This window comes from Xenorhabdus budapestensis, assembly GCF_017743015.1.
Taxonomy (GTDB): Bacteria; Pseudomonadota; Gammaproteobacteria; order Enterobacterales; family Enterobacteriaceae; genus Xenorhabdus; species Xenorhabdus budapestensis.
Genome location: NZ_CP072455.1, coordinates 1,577,833 through 1,597,840 on the forward strand (window position 1 = coordinate 1,577,833; position 20,008 = coordinate 1,597,840).

A 20,008-nucleotide genomic window follows, 5' to 3' on the forward strand; every position below is an offset into this window, starting at 1 on the left:
ATTAAATGGCAGAATAGCGGATCACGCCCATTTAAGCCGTTGGATGAGAAAAGTGAAAATTTTGGTCGATGAAAATATGCCTTACGCTGAACAGCTCTTTAAGCAATTAGGGGAAGTTCAGGCAATTCCGGGCCGCCCTGTGCCTAAGGGGATTCTGGAACGTGCAGATGCCTTTATGGTTCGCTCTGTCACTAAAGTTAATGAATCCTTGCTAAAAGGTAGTCCGGTGAAATTTATCGGTACTGCTACTGCCGGAATGGATCATGTTGATCAGCAATGGTTAAAGCAGGCAGGTATTGGTTTCTCCGCTGCTCCCGGATGTAATGCAATTGCTGTGGTTGAATATGTCTTTTCTGCACTGATGGTATTGGCTGAGCAGGATCAGTTTCAACTGAAAGATAAGATTGTCGGCATTGTTGGTGTTGGTAATGTCGGAGGACGTCTGGCTGACCGACTGGCTGCTTTGGGCGTGAAAACCTTGCTGTGTGATCCACCTCGTGCCGATCGGGGAGATGAAGGCAAATTCTGGCCTTTGGAAAAGCTGGTCAGGGAAGCAGATATTCTGACGTTCCATACGCCGCTTAACACATCAGGCCCTTATCAAACTTACCATTTAGCAGATGCAGAATTGTTTTCTGCTCTGCCGGATAACCGAATCTTAATTAATGCCAGCCGTGGCGAAGTGGTTGATAACCAAGCACTGTTATCAGCACTGCAAAACGGAAAAAAATTACGTGTCGTACTTGATGTCTGGGAGCCAGAGCCTAACCTTTCATTACCTTTGCTTAACTTGGTTGATATCGGTACACCGCATATTGCGGGATATACTCTGGAAGGTAAGGCTCGTGGCACAACTCAGGTTTTTGAGGCGTATTGTGAATTCCTGGGGAAATTCCAGAAGACAGAATTGTCTGAGCTGTTGCCTGAGTCTGATTTCAGCCATATCACAGTTCATGGCGAAGTGACACAAAGCATCCTGAAGCGCTTGATGCATTTAGTGTATGATGTGCGCCGTGATGATACACCATTACGTCAGGTAGCCGGACAGGATGGTGCTTTTGACCAGTTGCGGAAAAATTATCCGGAACGTCGGGAGTGGTCTTCCCTGACAGTGCATTGTGATTCAGAAAGCAGTGCTCAATTACTATCCGTAATTGGGTTTAACGCTAAATTGATTTAATGCAAAAGAGATTTAACGCAGGCAGAGGTTTTTGCCTGTTACCAAAATAAAAAAGCAGTGGAATAAAAAAGAAGTGGAGAAAACCAACATGTCAGAAGGTTGGAGTATTGCGCTCTTGGGTGCAACGGGCGCAGTGGGTGAAGCGATATTGGCGTTATTGCAGGAACGCCAGTTTCCGGTTGGTGAACTGCATCTTCTAGCCAGTGAGCAAAGTGTCGGGAAAATCCAGCGTGTTAGCGGCAAAAATATCACTGTTCACAATGCCGCAGAATTTGACTGGTCACAGGTACAGCTCGCATTTTTTGCTGTGGCTATGGAAGTGACAGCACAATATATTACAAAAGCAACAGAAGCGGGTTGTCTGGTTATTGACAGCAGTGGGTTGTTTGCAACAGAGCCGGATATCCCATTGGTTGTTCCGACAGTGAACCCGTATGCTTTAGCTGAATATCGTAACCGTAACATTATTGCGGTTGCTGATAGTGCTACAAGTCAGGTGCTAACAGCTATCAAACCGTTAATTGATGCTGCGGGCATTGCACGTTTACAGCTGACCAATATATTGCCTGTTTCCGTACATGGTAAAGCTGCTATTGAAGAGTTGGCAGGGCAAAGTGCCCGTTTATTGAATGGTATTCTGCCCGATGAAGGACGTTTTAGTAAACAACTGGCGTTTAACTTGCTACCGCTATTGCCTGATGCTGAAGGTACGGTACGCGAAGAGCATCGTATCGTCGATCAAGTGCGTAGGATATTGCAGGATGAAGGTTTGCCTATTTCAGTGAGTTGTGTTCAATCTTCCGTGTTTTACGGTATTGCCCAGATGGTTAGTCTGGAAACATTGCGTCCGGTTGGTGTAGAAGAAGCGCGTGGAGAATTTGAACGTCTTGAAGAAATTCAGCTCTCGGAAGAGGGCGATTATCCGACTCAGGTTACAGATGCATCAGGTGCTGATGGGTTGAGTATCGGTTGTTTGCGTAATGATTACGGAATGCCGGAGATGTTACAGTTTTGGTCTGTTGCCGATAATATCCGCTTTGGCGGCGCTCTGATGGCGGTTGAAATCGCAGAAAAACTGATACAGGAGCAATTTTACTGATGTCTGATACAGAACTGAATCAGTCTGTGCCAGAAGCAAAAAAAGTGAAAATTGCACTGGGGATTGAATACGACGGCAGCCGCTATTATGGTTGGCAGCGCCAGCAAGAAGTCAGAAGTGTACAGGAATATTTGGAAAAAGCACTGTCAAAAGTGGCAGATGAGCCTATTTCTGTTTTCTGTGCGGGCAGAACGGATGCAGGTGTTCACGCAACCGGGCAGGTAGTGCATTTTGAAACGTCAGCACAACGTAAAGATGCAGCATGGACAATGGGCGTTAATACTCATTTACCGCCGGATATTGCAGTACGTTGGGTAAAAACGGTAGATGATGAATTTCATGCTCGTTTCAGTGCAACAGCGCGTCGGTATCGGTATGTTATTTTCAACCATCGTTACCGCCCTGCGGTACTGGCGAAAGGTGTCACGCATTTTCACTACCCGCTGGATGAGAAAAGAATGCATGAAGCGGCACAATGTCTGCTGGGAGAGAATGACTTCACTTCTTTCAGGGCAGTACAGTGTCAGTCTAATTCGCCGTGGCGTAATCTGATGCATATTAATGTCAGTCGTTATGGGTATTATGTTGTTGTGGATATCCAGGCCAATGCTTTTGTTCATCATATGGTGCGCAATATTGTTGGTAGTTTGTTGGAAATTGGTTGTGGTAATCAGGGCATCCAATGGATGGCTGAATTACTGGCACTGAAAGATCGGACAAAAGCAGCCGCAACAGCTAAAGCTGAAGGGTTATATTTAGTCGCAGTGGATTATCCTGTCCATTTTGGCTTGCCTGAGCCTGTTATGGGGCCCTTATTTTTGGCCGATAAATTAATCTGATACTTTCGAATGATGACAGGGATGTTTAGGCATAACGAGGAATATTATGGAGTTGTTTACTCATTTTATTGATTTCGCGAAGTTCATTGTCGATTTTATTTTACATATTGATGCTCACTTGGCCGAATTGGTTGCTGATTATGGTTATTGGGTATACGGCATCTTATTTTTAATCGTATTTTGCGAGACGGGGCTGGTGGTGACACCATTCTTGCCGGGAGATTCTCTGCTATTTGTAGCGGGAGCACTATCGGCATTAGATTCTAACAATCTTAACGTGAATATTATGGTGGCGTTGATCATCATTGCGGCCATTATTGGTGATGCCATAAACTATACCATTGGACGTATTTTCGGTGAGAAATTGTTTAATAACCCGGATTCTAAGATTTTTCGCCGTAGCTATCTGGATAAAACTCATCAGTTTTATGAAAAACATGGTGGAAAAGCGATAATTCTGGCGCGATTTGTGCCAATAATCCGAACATTTGCGCCATTTGTTGCCGGGATGGGAAAAATGTCTTATCGCCATTTTGCTGCTTATAATGTCATTGGCGCGTTTGTATGGGTATTATTGTTCACTTATGCTGGTTATTTATTCGGTGATATGCCGATTGTTCAGAATAATCTGAAACTATTGATTGTTGCAATTATCTTTATTTCTATTTTGCCTGGGGTTATTGAAATTTGGCGTCATCGCCGTGCCGCATCTAAAAAAGCGGTAGATAATAATTAGATAATCATCAAACAGGTTTGAGTAGTTTTTTGTCCACACTGTTATAGCATTGTGGTTTAATGGCACGTAAAACATAAAGCTGGCACATACCCAAGTATACCAAGCATACATTGTTAAAAGTATGTGCCAGAATCAGACGGAAAGGTTCATTAATGAGCTGGATTGAAAAGATTCTAAATAAAAGCAAAATAATGCAAACTCGCAAGGCAAGTATTCCTGAAGGAGTTTGGACAAAATGCGACAGTTGCAGTCAGGTACTTTACCGCGCTGAGTTAGAGCGTAATCTCGAAGTGTGTCCGAAATGTGACCATCATATGCGAATTTCTGCCCGTCAGCGTTTGCAGGCATTTCTGGATGAAGAAAGCACGACAGAGTTAGGCAGTGAACTGGAGCCTAAAGATATCCTGAAATTCCGCGACATTAAAAAATATAAAGATCGTTTGGCTGCGGCTCAGAAGCAAACCCAGGAAAAAGATGCCCTGATCGTGATGAAAGGTACATTACACGATATGCCAGTAGTGGCTGGTGCATTTGAGTTTAACTTCATGGGTGGCTCAATGGGCTCGGTTGTAGGAGCACGTTTTGTTCGCGCTGTTGAACAGGCTCTGGAAGATAACTGCCCATTCGTCTGCTTTGCTTCCAGTGGTGGGGCACGTATGCAGGAAGCGCTGATGTCGCTGATGCAGATGGCAAAAACCAGTGCTGCGTTGGCGAAAATGCAGGATCGGGGTTTGCCTTATATCTGTGTTCTGACTAACCCAACAATGGGTGGTGTGACCGCCAGTATGGGGATGCTGGGTGATATCAATATTGCAGAGCCTAAAGCACTGATTGGTTTTGCAGGCCCACGGGTTATTGAACAAACTGTCCGTGAAAAATTGCCGGCAGGTTTCCAGCGTAGTGAATTCCTGCTGGAAAAAGGAACAATTGATATGATTGTGCGTCGCCCGGAAATAAGGGAAAAAATCGCCAGCCTGCTTGCCATGCTAACGCATCAGCCACAACCCGGTACGAAGACAGAGGTGACAGAAATTGTTGCCGAACCTGCTGACGTTGAAGTTGACACAAACATCAATCCTAATAAAGAAGATGTCTGATACCTTACAAACTCCTCAAGCCATGTCGTCGCTGATGACGTGGCTTTCCTATCTTGAAAATCTGCACTCGAAAGCTATCGATATGGGGCTTGAACGTGTGGGTACACTCGCCAGGCAGCTAGATCTATTACATCCGGCCCCTAAAGTCATTACGGTATCCGGCACTAATGGTAAAGGCACAACCTGTCATACTCTTGAATCCATTTTTCTGGCTGCTGGTCTGAAAGTGGGGGTGTATAGCTCACCGCATTTGGTGCGCTATACCGAACGGGTACGTATTCAGGGTAATGAACCGACAGAGCAGGATTTTTGCCGTGTCTTTGCGGATATTGAATCTCAGCGTGGTGATATTTCCTTAACCTATTTTGAATACGGTACATTAGCAGCATTGCAGCTTTTCAAAGAAGCTGATCTGGATGTTGTGATCCTCGAAGTAGGCTTAGGCGGCCGTTTGGATGCGACTAATATTGTGGATGCTGATGTTGCGGCAATCACCAGTATTGCGCTGGATCATACGGACTGGCTCGGAGCAGATCGCGAACATATCGGGCGAGAGAAAGCTGGTATTTTCCGCCGTGATCACTTTGCTGTCGTCGGTGAACCTGATATGCCTCACTCCATTGCGGAAGTGGCCAATGAACTGGGCGCGAATTTGTTCTGTCGTGGTGCCGATTGGGATTTTTTACAAGACGAAGGCGGCTGGCACTGGCGAACAGCGACCCGGCAGTTTAACTCGTTGCCTATTCCTAATCTGCCATTGGCTAATGCAGCAACGGCAATGGGAGTGATCCACTGCTTGTTGCAGCAGAATGATAAAATCAGTCAGGCTATTGATGAACGCGCACTGCATGAAGGTTTAAAATGTGCTCAGTTGGCGGGACGTTTCCAAATCATCAGAGAAAACCCACTGGTTATTCTGGATGTGGCACACAATCCTCATGCGGCTGGTTATCTGGTACAAAAACTGGCTGAATTGCCCCGTTCACCAGACAGCAAAATACGGGGTGTTGTCGGTATGCTGCAAGACAAAGACATTGCGGGGACGCTTGCCTGTCTTTCCCGGCAAATTGACGAATGGTATTGTGCATCATTACATGAACTCCGAGGTGCAGAAGCAGAGGTGCTGGCTGAACATCTCCCTGAATCCCGGACATTCACGGAAGTGGAACAGGCATGGCATCAGGCCATGGAAGACACATCAGAACAAGATATCATTGTGGTTTGTGGCTCTTTCCATACTGTCGCCCATGTTATGGAATCATTGGAGGAGTGAAGGGACGTGGCAAGTAAGTTTCAAAATCGTTTAGTCGGAACCATCGTTCTTGTGGCACTGAGTGTCATCGTGTTGCCGATGCTGTTTGACGGCGATAAGAAATACAATGAAGAAAAATTCGCTTCTATTCCATTAGTGCCTAAGCCTGGTGATGAAGAGAATATTGATTCTATTCCGCCACTGACTCAAAGTATGCCATCTACACCACCAGAAGGCGCGGCTGAGGCGATGCAGACACAAACTCAGGAACAACAGTCAGGAACAGACATGCTGTCTGATTCGTCATCGTCTGAATCTGCGCCGCGGGTTCCTCCTCCTGTTACAATCACTAAAGATCCCAAGCAGGCAAGACCTGAATCTTCCTCTATGCAGAAAGTGGAAACTAAACCAGAAGCCAGGCCACAGATTAAGTCTGAAAGCCGTCCAGCAAGTCGGCCAGAAGCGAAACCTCAACCTGTAGAGCAGGCGCCACAAGCAGTAGCATATGTTGTCCAGCTTGGTGCGTTAAAAAATGCAGATAAGGTAAATGAGATAGTGACCAGGCTGCGTCTATCGGGACATCAGGTTTATACTATCCCTTCTTCTCCGGTACAGGGGCAATTGACCCGGATTTATGTCGGGCCTAATGCCTCAAGGCAGGCTTTGGCATTTGTTTTGCCTGAATTGAAAGAGTCAACGGGTTTGCAGGGGCAAATCAAAAATTACAAGCCATAACAAAAATTGATCTTTCATGCGGAGCTGGAATCTCCCGTGAAAGATCAAAAGCCTTATTATAGAGTCGATAAAGGTTAGGTTGATAGGTTCTTTAATTATTTTTGGTACAGTGATAAATCTGCTACGCAAACGTTTTCGTTTTCTGTTAGAATGCGCCCGACCTGAGTGTCGGGAGCCTATTTTGGATTAAAATATGGTCTGGATTGATTATACAATTATTGCCATTATTGGTTTCTCTGCACTGGTTAGCTTGATTCGCGGTTTTGTTCGTGAAGCGCTTTCTCTGATTACTTGGGGATGTGCTTTCTTTGTTGCAAGCCACTTTTATACTTATCTGGCGGTTTATTTTACTCGCCTTGAAGATGAGTTGGTGCGTAATGGAGTAGCGATTGCTATCTTATTCATTGCAACACTGATCGTTGGCGCAGTAGTAAACTATGTCATTGGTTCACTTGTTCAGCGAACAGGCTTATCAGGTACAGATCGGGTTCTGGGGATCTGTTTTGGGGCATTGCGTGGCGTGTTAATTGTTTCTGCCATTCTATTTATTGCGGATTCTTTTACACCACTTCCCAAAAGTGCAGACTGGCAACAGTCACAACTGATCCCGCAGTTCAGTCAAATTATCAGGTGGTTTTTTGACTACCTGCAAAATGCGTCGAGTTTCCTACCGGAGAAATAATCCTCTCCGCCTGACTGATGAGGAAAGACTACATGTGCGGTATTGTTGGTATCGTTGGTTTTACATCGGTTAACCAGTCGATTTATGATGCATTAACGGTGCTTCAGCACCGTGGACAAGATGCAGCAGGTATTGCGACTATTGATGGTAACAATCAGTTCCGTTTACGTAAGGCCAATGGTTTGGTTAAAGATGTGTTTGAAACACGACACATGTTACGTTTACAGGGGACAATCGGAATAGGGCATGTCCGTTACCCAACAGCGGGTAGTTCCAGTGCTTCAGAAGCACAGCCCTTCTATGTGAATTCTCCTTTTGGTATCACATTGGCACACAATGGCAATCTGACAAACTCCCATGAATTGAAAAAAATCCTGTTTGAAAATGCCCGCCGCCATGTTAATACCACTTCTGATTCTGAAATCCTGTTGAATGTTTTTGCTAATGAATTAACCAAATTCCCGCATTTCCCATTAGAGCCAGATAATATTTTCGCAGCAGTAGCGGCAATGCACCGAAAAATTCGTGGTGCTTATGCCTGTGTTGCTATGATTATTGGGCATGGTCTGGTGGCTTTCCGCGATCCGAACGGTATCCGGCCTTTGGTATTGGGGAAACGTACACTGGCAGATGGGCGCAGTGAATATATGGTGGCATCAGAAAGTGTGGCACTCGATACCTTAGGGTTTGAGTTCCTGCGGGATGTCGCTTCTGGCGAAGCAATTTATATCACTGAGCAGGGGCAATTATTTACTCGCCAGTGTGCAGATCATCCTTCATTAACACCTTGCCTGTTCGAATTTGTTTATCTTGCCCGTCCTGACTCCTTTATTGACAAAATTTCTGTCTATAATGCACGGTTGCGCATGGGTAGGAAACTGGGTGAAAAAATTGCCCGTGAATGGGAAGACTTACAGATAGATGTTGTGATCCCTGTTCCTGAAACGTCTTGTGACGTGGCACTGGAGATTGCCCATATTCTGGATAAACCTTACCGTCAGGGATTTGTTAAAAACCGTTATGTCGGACGCACTTTTATTATGCCCGGTCAGCAGGAGCGTCGGAAATCAGTTCGGCGTAAACTGAATGCCAATCGTGCGGAATTCCGGGGTAAAAATGTACTGCTGGTGGATGATTCCATTGTACGTGGCACGACTTCAGAACAAATTGTGGAATTGGCGCGTGAAGCTGGCGCTAAGAAAGTCTATTTTGCTTCGGCAGCGCCTGAAGTTCGTTTCCCGAATGTGTATGGGATCGACATGCCAAATGCTAATGAATTAATTGCTCACGGCAGGGAAATCAAAGAAATTCGCCAGCTCATTGGTGCTGATGCGTTGATATACCAAGATCTCACTGATCTGATCGCTGCGGTGCGTGAAGAAAATCCGGATATTGAAAGATTTGAAGGTTCAGTTTTTGATGGTATCTATGTCACAAAAGATATTGACCAGATTTATCTCGATTATCTGGAAAATCTGCGTAAGGATGATGCCATGAAATTACGCGGGCAGAGCGAAATTGAGAGTTTAGAAATATATAATGAAGGATAATTATATTCCTATTATCATTGAGTTATTTCTAGTATCTCAGAGGACACATGAAAAAACTGATCGTCGGGCTGACAGGAGCAAGTGGTGCGATTTATGGTATCCGATTACTGCAAGTCTTACAGCCTGTAGAAGATATTGAAACACATTTAGTGATCAGCCAATCAGCCCGACAGACATTGGCATTGGAGACTGACTATACCTTGCGGGAAGTTCAGGCTCTTGCCGATGTTGTGCACGATAACCGTGATATCGCTGCCTCTATCTCTTCAGGATCATTTAAGACAGCAGGAATGGTGATCTTACCTTGTTCTATTAAAACATTGTCGGGTATTGTGCATAGTTACACGGATGGCCTAATCACCCGTGCCGCAGATGTTGTCTTGAAAGAAGGGCGCAAATTAGTGTTGGGAGTCAGAGAAACACCATTGCATTTGGGGCACTTAAGGTTAATGACTCAGGCTGCTGAAATAGGGGCAGTGATAATGCCGCCAGTTCCTGCGTTTTATCACCGCCCTGAGTGTATTCAGGATATCATTGACCAGACAGTTAACCGGGTACTTGATCAGTTTGATATTGAACTGCCAGAGGATTTATTCAATCGTTGGCAGGGGACGAAACTCACTGATATTTAATGCTGGTTAGCATTTTCCTTTAATAAACTCTTTAAGGCTTCTTCTAATTCAAAATAGCGGAAGCTGAATCCAGCTTCTTCTAACCGTTTGGGTACAGCTTGTTGCCCCCCTAAAATCAGTGCTGCTGCTTCTCCCATTGCGATTCTTAATACAAAAGCAGGTATACGGATAAAAGCGGGGCGATGCAGGATTCTTGCCAATATCGCACTGAACTGATCATTATGAACAGGATAGGGCGCAGTTATATTGAAAGGGCCATCCAGTTCTGGAGAAACCAGCAAGTAATAGATGCCGTTGACCATATCATCAATATGGATCCACGGTATATATTGTTTGCCACTTCCTATTGCTCCTCCAAGTCCCAAACGGAATAGAGGCAGCATTTTTTTCAGTGCTCCCCCATTACTGGCTAAAACGATACCTGTCCGTAACAGGCATATACGGGTCTTTTCACTTTTAGCTTGTAATGCCAGCTTTTCCCAGCGTTCACAGAGCTGGTGAGAGAATTCATCATGGGGAGGATCATTTTCTGAGATAACGGCTTGCCCCTGATCACCATAATACCCAACGGCTGAACCGGAAATAAAAACAGCAGGAGGGGACTCACCAGCCTTAATTAAAGCGCTTAGTTTTTCAGTTAATTGCCAACGGCTTTGGCAAAGTTTATTTTTTTGTTCTGGTGTCCAGCGCTTATCAGCGATAGGTTCACCAGCAAGGTTGATAACTGCATCAAAATCGTCCAGATTGCTCTGTTCATTCAATGTCGTCCAGCATTCCACCTTATCGCTGAATAAAGAGTAAACCTTTTGTGGAGAACGGCTCAAAATGGTAATGGAGTGGGAGAGTGAAAGCAATTGATAGATTAGCTTGCGACCTATCAGCCCGGTTCCTCCCGTAACTAAAATATGCATAACCACCCCCTGTAACCAAAAGTGGATATACTCTCGTCTTTCAAGTTACAGCTCTGTTGGCTGCAACTTGAAATCCATCGGTATAATCATTGATTGACTATAGCAAGGGATGGCTTATACAGCAGCGAAATATGCTGTTATCTGTTATCAATATCAAGTTTTAGTGAAAAGTTTCGTTGCTAAACGAGCTTCCATCATTATTTGTATGCTGCCTTTGTTGCTGGCCGTTGACTGATGTTTTCGAGCCATTTTTCAACAGCAGGGTAATCCTGCAAATTAATTTTTTGATATTCATAACACAGCGCCCACGGATAGGTGGCAATATCAGCAATACTGTATTCATTGCCGCCAAGATACGGTGTTTTTTCCAATTGGGTATTCAGTACCTTGTATAAACGCTGAGTTTCTGTCACATAGCGGTTTATCGCATAGGGTACGACTTCTGGGGCATAACGATTGAAATGGTGGTTTTGTCCAAGCATCGGGCCGAATCCCGCCACTTGCCAGAATAGCCATTGTTGCTGTTGAATGCGTTCCCGTTCATTCTGGCTCAGAAATTTCCCGGTTTTTCCTGCCAGATAGAGCAAGATAGCGCCTGATTCGAAGATAGATATGGGTTCCCCTCCATCAGCAGGCTCATGATCGACAATTGCGGGGATCTTGTTATTGGGTGAGATGGCTAAAAATTCCGGGGTAAATTGTTCATCAGTACCGATATTGATTGGATGAATGGTATAAGGGAGACCGGTTTCTTCAAGGAACAGTGAAATTTTATAGCCGTTAGGCGTAGGAGCGTAGTATAGATCTATCATATAACCTCTAGTAATAATAATGTTAGGATAAATGTTAGATTTATTACATTAGCATTGATTTTGTTTGTCTGTAAAATGCCATCGATCCTCTATAGCTGTGTGAGTGGATTGTTAGGTGCTTGTATCAAGACGAAGGGTATAGAGAGGCCGCCACACAGCAAGAGTTAGATTCATAGATTATTTCGTAAAGGTTCTAGGATGACTCAAGAGAAATCAGTAAATATTGAGTGGGTTGATATCGTTAATGAAGAGAATGAAGTCATCGCACAGGCAACTCGCCAGCAAATGCGTAGCCAAAACTTGAGGCATCGGGCAACTTACATTGTTGTACATGATGGGATGGGGAAAATACTGGTTCAGCATCGCACAGAAACAAAAGATTTTTACCCAGGTAAATTGGATGCAACTGCTGGTGGTGTGGTGATGCTGGGGGAAAGTATGCTTGAATCTGCCCGCCGTGAAGCCGAAGAAGAGTTGGGAATTGCCGGAGTTCCTTTTGCGGAGCATGGGCTTTTCTATTATGAGGAAGATATCTGTCGTACATGGGGAGGGTTATTCAGTTGTGTCAGCCACGGGCCATTCGCGTTACAGGAAGAAGAAGTTTTCGCGGTTTACTGGCTGTCACCTGGAGAAATTACTGCTCGTTGCGATGAATTTACACCTGACTCTTTGAAGGCGCTTTCTTTATGGTTGGATCGCAACAAAAAAGATGTTAGCTGAGATCCGTAATTGAAAAGATAACGTTTACAGGCTCCTCATTCTGAAGAGCCTTTTATGCTTTTGTCTTTCAAATTGCTGCTTTATTGACTGCAATTTGAAATTCATAGGATGTATATTACTTTTTTTATATACCACTCAATAATTAATCTTTTAATATAGGTAAAGTTGTATTAATTATTTGTTTTTAAATGATTAATTGGCTTTTTTTCTTGAATTGAGCCAATTTTTTTAAATTGAAACTATAGTCAATTAGATGTATACAAAGACGCTATTACGGAAAATGTCAGTCGCATATATTTATAGTGGTAAGAATTATAAAATTTATAACACAGAAAATAATAAATACACTCAATAGATTTCAAGTTACAATTAGAGCGGAAAAAATAGAAATAGCCGATAAATAGTTAACTTGAAAGATAAAAAGTATCAGTGATAATTATTTATAGTAAGTCAGATTTACAAGGGGAGTGTCATGGTTGCATTAAACCTCAAACAAGGTCTGACAATGGCTGATTTCTCCAATGCTGTTGTGCGTGCTTTTATTGATATTACTATTATTGGTGGGATCTACTTTTTTCTCTGTGGTATATGGGGAGAGCCGCCTTCAGTAGGTGTTTACCTTATTATTTATCCACTGATTTCTATCATTACAGTTTCTTTTGAAATTATTTATGATAATGTCAAAGCTCATTCTGATAAATACACTCATCGCGCTTTGTTAAATAAAGTTGGAGAAGCAAGTGTTCTGATGAGTGGGCGTGGAAGTCATTATCGATTATGGGGGCTAATTATCCTTTATGCTTTAATGTTTTATATTATATTACTACTTCCTTTTTATTTTTTATTACAGAATACTTCACTTTCATTACAATTAAACATTTGGTTAGCATTAATTATAAGTTTTTTATTGGTAGTGTTTTCAAGTTGTTTTATTGTATCCAAACTTAAGTATTACGCTGTTGAATTATACGGGAAACTATTTTCTACTAAAAAAGTTGAGGTAAGAAAAGAAGACAGTGACGCACATATAATATTTAATTATTTTTTACCTTGGGCAATTATTTCCGGTGCGATTGCAGGCTTACTAGCATATGGTTATTTTCGAGAAGAAAGTGGTAATTTTACAGAGGTAATTACCGTTTCAGTAGTGGCTTTTAGTGCAGGAGGAACATCCTATATTATTTCTTTATGGATAGCTTATGTGACACAGAAACAAACTATCCTTGATATCGAAGCAAATTTATTACGCTTTGAAAAAGATGATAAGCTTGATGAAAGCTCAATGTATTTTTTAATTCATGCTTTTAGTGCATGTGTCATAGCATTAATCTTTATCGTGACGCATTTTTTATCTATAGATCATCTTTCTCCAATACAAATAACAGTTATTGAAACTGTGGTTGGAGCCACATCCGCTGTGGCAGGTTCAATAGCCGGGTTATTGAGAGGGAGAGCAAAAGTTTTATCCAAAAAAATATAAGTAACATTCTTGTCAGAATATCTTACTAATCTACCTTGATTTACGTGTATTCGAATAGATTTCGAAAGCATATTTAATGGTTAATAATGATGTTCCTGACAGCGGATGACAGTGAATGACAGTGAAAACACTCAATGCAGTGCATTAAATATGTGCTGGATACGAGACTGTTTTGTTCAAAACGCGAGGAATGTATGTCCAAGACGTATTTTTTGCATGATAGGAAAATTAGTGGGGATATTGCGATCGTTGGGATGGCAACTCATTTCCCGGATGCACCGAATTTATATAATTTCTGGGAAAATATTATAGGCAAAAAGGATTCACTGATCGATATCACTGAGATGTCAAAGGAAGAATATTGGAAAAAAGAACACTTTTACCATCCAGACCCAACAGCCGCCGATAAAACTTATGGTCATCGTGCTGGTTTTGTGCCTGCCATTGATTTTGACCCTGTGGAGTTCAAGATTCCGCCCGCGATTCTCGATTCGCTCAGTACAACCCAGTTATTTGCTCTGTATGTTGCCAAGCAGGCGATGCAGGATGCCGGTTTGCTGGATCAGAAAAACAGTAAAGTTGATCGTGAGCGTATTGGTGTAATTTTGGGGGGAGGCGGTAATGGTAATACATCATTCTCGCTGTCTGCCCGTCAGCAGACTCCTTACTTGCGCGAAATCATGATGAAGTCAGGTCTTTCCGAAGAAGTGGCAAGCGATATTATTGAACGCGCGCACGGAATGTATCTTGAGTGGAATGAAGACAGCTTCCCGGGGTTTTTGGGCAATGTTGCCTGCGGCAGAATTGCCAGTTATTTTGACCTTGGTGGCACATCTTATATGGTGGATGCTGCCTGTGCCAGCAGCCTTGCTGCAATCAAAGCCGCAATTGGTGAGTTACATTCCGGTAGCTGTGATGCGGTCTTAACAGGTGGTGTCAATCTGGAAAACTCTATTTTTTCTTTCCTGTGTTTCAGCAAAACCCCTGCATTATCGCGAAATAATGTATCCCGCCCCTTCGATCAGAATGCTGATGGCATGATGTTGGGGGATGGTGTGGGTATGTTGGTTTTGAAGCGTCTTGAAGATGCTGAACTGGATGGTGATAGGATCTATGCAATCATAAAATCTGTCGAAGCCTCCAGTGATGGCCGTGCTAAAAGTATTTTTGCACCCCGTCTGGAAGGGCAGGTAAAAGCACTGAAACGAGCCTATGCTTGTGCGGGGATTGTGCCGGGTGATATTCAGCTGGTTGAAGCACACGGTACAGGGACAGCATCAGGTGATGATACAGAACTTAAGAGTCTGCATGCTGTGTTTGGCGAGTTTCAGATCCCGCCGAAATCAGTGGCGATTGGTAGTATCAAATCCCAGATTGGACATACCCGTTGTGCAGCCGGCGCTGCTTCTATGATCAAAGTTGCATTGGCGTTACACCATAAGGTATTGCCACCAACTATTAATGTGAAGAAGCCTACCGATCTGTTGATGTCAGAAAACAGCCCTTTCTACGTCAACAGTGAAGCCAGACCGTGGCTACGTTCATTCAGCAATGCACCACGCCGGGCGGCATTAAGTGCCTTTGGTTTTGGTGGTACTAACTTCCACGCTATTCTGGAAGAGTATGAAAAACAGACACACGGCCGTTATCGGTTGAATGAATCACCTTGGATCATGTTGTTTAAAGGTGAAAATCCCGCGGACTTGCTTTCACTGTGTGAGGCAGCTTTATCCCGCTTCACTGGCGATTTACCGGAAAATGCCATTCGTCGGCATCTTGAGCAACAAGACATTGAAAACTTACAGTCGCATCAGGCCAGAGTTGTGTTCGTTTCTCAATCTGTAGCACAAACAGCGGAATTGCTTTCTATCGCTGTTAATCAGTTACAACAAAGCCAGTTACAGCAAAATAGCACCAACGGTTGGGAACATCCCCGCGGGATCTATTATCAGCCTAAAGGAAAAGCACTGGATGGCAAGGTTGTTGCTCTGTTCCCCGGTCAGGGTTCGCAGTATGTCAATATGGCGCGGGATATTGCCAATGACTATCCTGAAATGCGTCAATCACTGGAAGCACTGGATGATGTCGCTATCAGTCAGTCAGGTCATGAATTGTCCCCTGTTATTTATCCCGTACCTGCCTTTTCAGAAGAAGAACATACAAAACAGCAGCAACGGCTGACAGACACTGCTAATGCCCAGCCTGCATTAGGGGCAATCAGTGCGGGTTATTTCAATATATTAAAAAATATGGGCTTCAGACCTGATTTTGTCGCGGGTCATAGTTATGGTGAAGTCACAGCTCTCTGGGCTGCGGGAGTACTTTCCGAGAAAGATTTCCACCGCGTTTCTCTGGCAAGGGGATGGGCCGCTGCATCAGCTAGCCAGCTCTGTAGTACTGATTCGGATGCTGGTGCGATGCTGGCAGCTTCTTTGACCCATGCACAACGTGAAGAAATTCTGCAACGTTATACAGGTATTGTCATTGCTAATGATAACTCTGAACAGCAGGTGGTTTTTGGAGGAGAAACTGACCAGATTAATCAGCTATATGATGAGTTGAAAAAACAGAATATTCATTGCCGTATTTTGCCTGTCTCTGCCGCTTTCCATACGAAATTTATTCAGCCGGCCTATCAGCCTTACCGTGAGTGCCTGACTGATATCCATTTCCAGCCACCAGAGTGCAAATTATTCTCTAGTGCAACAGCAGAACCCTATGACAATTCACCACGAGTAATTCGGGAATTGTTGGCAGAACAACTGATAAAACCAGTTAAGTTCCGTCAGACCATAGAGGCAATTTACCAGCAGGGAGGGCGCTTATTTGTTGAGTTCGGGCCGAAAGGTGTCTTAGGCAAATTAGTATCTGATATTTTGAAAAACCGGGAGCATACCGTGATTTCAACCAACCCCAGTGATAAAGGGGAAGAGAGATTACAGTTAGCCCGTGCTCAGGCCAAATTACTGGCAGAAGGTGTCAGGCTGTGGGATATAAACCAGCATGTCCGCATCAAGCCAGTGGAAGAAGACAAAGGTAAACGTCTGACATTCAGACTAAGCGGCGGTTTCTTCTTATCCGAGAAAAATAAAGCTCGGCGTCAACATGCCTTGCGTGATGGTGATCATGCTGTTGTTGAGCGGTTTATCGCGGGATCATTACCACAGCCAGAAAAGGCAGTATCGGCAGAAATTGAAAGTCACCCTGAGCATGAAGTTGAAAGCGGAGTCGTCGATAACATCGAAGATGCCGTTGAAAGTTACATTGAAAACGAGATTGAAAGTAAGATTGAAAAGAAGACTGAAAAGGTGATTGAACACAAGCAACCTGTTTCAGCCGAATTTTTCCAACAGAACGTTCTGACAATTATTCAACGACGAGATAACCCCATGGAACAGAATAATAAATTGAGCGAAAGCCAAAATGCTGAAACATTAAATGGACTGTTGCAGGCTCAACAGGTAATGAGTCAACTACACCAGCAATTTCAGACGAATCAAAAAGAGTACATCCAGTTGTTGAGTATGTTACTGGAGAAACAATACAGTTTGCTGGAAAGTTGCAAAGATCACCAGAACCTGCCAACGATGCTCTCCAGTTTGAGTCAAAGTGTTCAATTGTTGGACAAAAACCTCGAATTATACCATACCAATCATGAACGCTATTTTATGACGCAACAGAGCCTGTTCCAGTCCGGGCAGGCAGCACCTGTTATGGCATCGGTTAGCCGTCTGACTCAATCTGTTGTCGAATATTCTGCCCCGGTAAAACCTGCTGAATCTATTTCTGCCCCTGTATCTAACATACAGCCAGTAGAAATGGTGGAAAAAATTGAGGCAGTGCGCCCAATGATGCCAGAAATGCCAGAAATGCCAGAAATGCCAGAAATGCCAGAAATACCTAAGACTGAGGAAGTTCCGGTTACGTCAGTGGTATCAATGGTTTCTTCTGAATCGGCTAACGAACCGATTAAGCTTGAGCCAGAACCGGAAAAAGCGGTCGTCAAATTGCAGGCGAAAGTACTTGATCCTGAAGTAGAAAAACTGATTAAACATCTTGAGCGGATCACTGAAGAAAGCATCATCAGCCAATTGATCAACATTGTCAGTGAAAGAACCGGTTATCCGCAGGATATGATCAGCTCAGAGATGGATCTGGAGGCGGATCTGGGTATTGACTCCATTAAGCGGCTGGAAATCTTCGGGGCGATGTTTGATGCATTCTCTGCGAACATGGGGCTTTATAGTGAGACAGCAAGAAATAAAGATATGGAAAACTTCGAAGTCGATTCGTTGAGCACTATTGCTAAGATGAGTGACTTCTTCAAGCACATGATCGATGAAGCAGTGAGTGCCTTGTATAACAAGGGGCTCGGATCTGAGCCAGAACAGGTACAGCCACCTGTAGAACACCATGAAAAAGAGCAAGTTGTTGTTGCGGAAAGCAGTGGAGGGGCATCCGACAAATTGCGGTCATTGGGATTTGTCACCTCGACAACGGCTTCATCTGAGGGCTACAACGTAAAAAAGCCGCTAGCTGAATCGCAACGGATGGTGTCCTCTGCGGTTCAGCCTGAACTGAATCATAATATTGCACTAAATAAAGAAGATGAAGAAAAGCTCTTTGCAGATTCGCCCGTTTCCCGTTTTGCGGTGGTGAAACAACCTCTGCCAATGCCGGATTGTTTGCAGGATGTTTTTTCATCCCCCAAACGCTGGCTGGTGGTGGAAGAGGGAACAACCAGTGTGGATAACCTGGTCGCAGATAAGACGGTTGTAGAGAACATCGTGGAAGTACTGGAACAGCGGGGACAGCAAGTGGTCGTTCTGTCACTGAAGCAAAATCAGGCCGCAATGGGTGACGAGTCTGTGCTGGATGCTGTATTGGAAAATATTGAACAGCAACATGGCACTATTGAAGGAGTCATCTATTTGCAGGCTCTGAAACAGGGGGTTAAGGCATTGGCTGATGTATTCAATGAGCAGGATTACCGCTCAGTTGAAACCACTTTCCTGTTGGCAAAACGCCTGCAAGGCAGCCTTACCCGTGACGGGAAACTGCCGGGATACTTCATGGTAATTATGCGGGGGGATGGTGAACTGCTGACTTCCGGGCGTGAATACTTACCGATTGTTTCTGCGGGCATCACTGGATTGACCAAATCGCTGAATATTGAATGGGGGAATGTCTTCTGCCGCACCGTAGACATTGATGCCAGAATGAAAGACAGCGACGTGGCAAAGGTAGTGATAGAAGAGCTTCAGGATAGCCGGACTGATGTGGCAGAAATTGGACGCAGTGTAAATGGTGAACGCATGACATTGGCGCTGAAGGAAGAAAAAGTATTATCAGCGGCATCAGCCATGCAGGTCAGTCCCCATGATGTACTAGTTGTGACAGGGGGAGCCCGTGGTATTACAGCACACTGTGTTATTGAACTGGCAAAACAGAGTCAGGCGGCTTTTATTCTGCTCGGACGTACCGATATGACTACACCGTTGCCGGAATGGTCTGTAGGCAAAACAACCTTGGCTGAACGCAAAACGGCAGCTATTGCCCATCTGCAAGGACAAGGGATTCAGCCGACACCGGTTAAGGTCAATAGTATGTTGAGCCGCCTTATCCATATTGACGAAATCAACGCCACATTACAGGCGATCAGGCAAGCAGGGGCGCGTGTTATATATCTGCATTGCGATATCACTGTTCAGGAACAGGTGAAGAGGGTATTGGAGCAAGCCCGGCAGCAGTTTGGGCCAATAACAGGCTTAATTCATGGTGCCGGAAATCTGGCGGATAAGCGGATCGAAAAGAAAACGCTGGCGGATTTACATTCGGTGTTTAATGCCAAAGTCAAAGGGCTTGAAAACGTATGTCGTGGGTTGGATTACACATCTCTGCGCCACATCATGTTGTTTTCATCAGTTTCCGGCTTCTTTGGTAACGCGGGGCAAACCGATTATTCACTGGCAAACGAGACGCTGAACAAATTTGCCTACCTGCCTTTCGGTGGCAAAAATAGCCAGATAATCCGTTCAGTGAATTGGGGGCCGTGGGATGGCGGTATGGTCAGCGATGTTCTCAAACGGGCTTATGAGGCTCAGAACATGGTGATTATTCCGCTTGACGAGGGAATAAAACGTTTTGTACGTGAGTTTAGTGATCCCCGTTCGCGTCAAATTACTATTGGAGGGAAAACTTATATGGCTCCGAAAAAAACGATACCTAATAAATTACGTAATGTAATCAATAACGCTGCAATTTGAAAAGTGAAAGTATAAAA

At 44.1% G+C, this 20,008-nt stretch carries 15 protein-coding genes; 13 read left to right on the top strand and 2 right to left on the bottom strand.

The features are described from left to right. The first annotated feature begins 52 nt into the window (after positions 1 to 52). The 10 genes from pdxB to HGO23_RS07550 all read left to right on the top strand — a co-directional run bounded on the left by pdxB (position 53) and on the right by HGO23_RS07550 (position 9,802). On the top strand, positions 53 to 1,180 hold the full coding sequence (pdxB, locus tag HGO23_RS07505; protein ID WP_209028452.1) for a 4-phosphoerythronate dehydrogenase PdxB: 1,128 nt from the start codon (positions 53 to 55) through the stop codon (positions 1,178 to 1,180). An 88-nt stretch (positions 1,181 to 1,268) separates the two neighbouring features. After that, complete coding sequence (locus HGO23_RS07510) at positions 1,269 to 2,279, top strand: aspartate-semialdehyde dehydrogenase (protein WP_209028453.1); 1,011 nt, start codon at positions 1,269 to 1,271, stop codon at positions 2,277 to 2,279. After that, positions 2,279 to 3,118 carry a tRNA pseudouridine(38-40) synthase TruA gene (gene truA, locus HGO23_RS07515; protein WP_209028454.1) on the top strand — a complete coding sequence of 280 codons (840 nt, stop codon included), beginning with the start codon at positions 2,279 to 2,281 and terminating at the stop codon, positions 3,116 to 3,118. The genes HGO23_RS07510 and truA overlap by 1 nt, the downstream gene beginning before the upstream one ends. A 46-nt stretch (positions 3,119 to 3,164) precedes the next feature. Then, positions 3,165 to 3,854, top strand: a complete 690-nt coding sequence (locus HGO23_RS07520; RefSeq protein ID WP_416778045.1) for a DedA family protein — start codon at positions 3,165 to 3,167, stop codon at positions 3,852 to 3,854. Between the two features lie 152 nt (positions 3,855 to 4,006). Continuing rightward, complete coding sequence (gene accD, locus HGO23_RS07525) at positions 4,007 to 4,951, top strand: acetyl-CoA carboxylase, carboxyltransferase subunit beta (RefSeq protein WP_209028455.1); 945 nt, start codon at positions 4,007 to 4,009, stop codon at positions 4,949 to 4,951. After that, positions 4,944 to 6,224, top strand: coding sequence for a bifunctional tetrahydrofolate synthase/dihydrofolate synthase (gene folC / locus HGO23_RS07530; protein ID WP_099136442.1), 1,281 nt, complete (start codon positions 4,944 to 4,946; stop codon positions 6,222 to 6,224). Before accD ends, folC begins: the two co-directional genes overlap by 8 nt. Before the next feature lie 6 nt (positions 6,225 to 6,230). Next, entirely contained in the window at positions 6,231 to 6,938 is a 708-nt protein-coding gene (gene dedD, locus HGO23_RS07535) for a cell division protein DedD (RefSeq protein ID WP_099136443.1), read from the top strand. A 193-nt stretch (positions 6,939 to 7,131) separates the two neighbouring features. Continuing rightward, positions 7,132 to 7,620 (top strand): colicin V production protein, encoded by a 489-nt coding sequence (gene cvpA / locus HGO23_RS07540; protein WP_038264857.1) that lies wholly within the window; start codon positions 7,132 to 7,134, stop codon positions 7,618 to 7,620. Between the two features lie 32 nt (positions 7,621 to 7,652). Next, a complete protein-coding gene (purF, locus tag HGO23_RS07545) occupies positions 7,653 to 9,170 on the top strand; it encodes an amidophosphoribosyltransferase (RefSeq protein WP_099136444.1) in 1,518 nt (505 codons plus the stop codon). Between the two features lie 47 nt (positions 9,171 to 9,217). After that, positions 9,218 to 9,802 carry a UbiX family flavin prenyltransferase gene (locus HGO23_RS07550; protein ID WP_209028456.1) on the top strand — a complete coding sequence of 195 codons (585 nt, stop codon included), beginning with the start codon at positions 9,218 to 9,220 and terminating at the stop codon, positions 9,800 to 9,802. On the opposite strand, the gene HGO23_RS07555 is transcribed toward HGO23_RS07550, so the two are convergent. Both HGO23_RS07555 and HGO23_RS07560 read right to left on the bottom strand, forming a co-directional pair. Beyond that, entirely contained in the window at positions 9,799 to 10,713 is a 915-nt protein-coding gene (locus HGO23_RS07555) for a TIGR01777 family oxidoreductase (protein ID WP_209028457.1), read from the bottom strand. The genes HGO23_RS07550 and HGO23_RS07555 overlap by 4 nt on opposite strands. Positions 10,714 to 10,910: 197 nt before the next feature. Further along, the gene (locus tag HGO23_RS07560; protein ID WP_099136447.1) at positions 10,911 to 11,525 is read right to left on the bottom strand and encodes a glutathione binding-like protein; all 615 of its coding nucleotides are present in this window, start codon (positions 11,523 to 11,525) and stop codon (positions 10,911 to 10,913) included. 198 nt (positions 11,526 to 11,723) lie between these two features. Between HGO23_RS07560 and yfcD the strand changes: the two genes are divergently transcribed. From yfcD to HGO23_RS07575, 3 genes are all read left to right on the top strand, one after another. Next, positions 11,724 to 12,245, top strand: coding sequence for an NUDIX hydrolase YfcD (gene yfcD, locus HGO23_RS07565; RefSeq protein ID WP_099136448.1), 522 nt, complete (start codon positions 11,724 to 11,726; stop codon positions 12,243 to 12,245). 472 nt (positions 12,246 to 12,717) lie between these two features. Next, positions 12,718 to 13,725: a DUF6347 domain-containing protein gene (locus HGO23_RS07570; RefSeq protein ID WP_209028458.1), complete on the top strand. Its 1,008-nt coding sequence runs from the start codon at positions 12,718 to 12,720 to the stop codon at positions 13,723 to 13,725. Between the two features lie 194 nt (positions 13,726 to 13,919). Next, positions 13,920 to 19,991 carry a type I polyketide synthase gene (locus HGO23_RS07575; RefSeq protein WP_209028459.1) on the top strand — a complete coding sequence of 2,024 codons (6,072 nt, stop codon included), beginning with the start codon at positions 13,920 to 13,922 and terminating at the stop codon, positions 19,989 to 19,991. Positions 19,992 to 20,008: the final 17 nt, after the last annotated feature.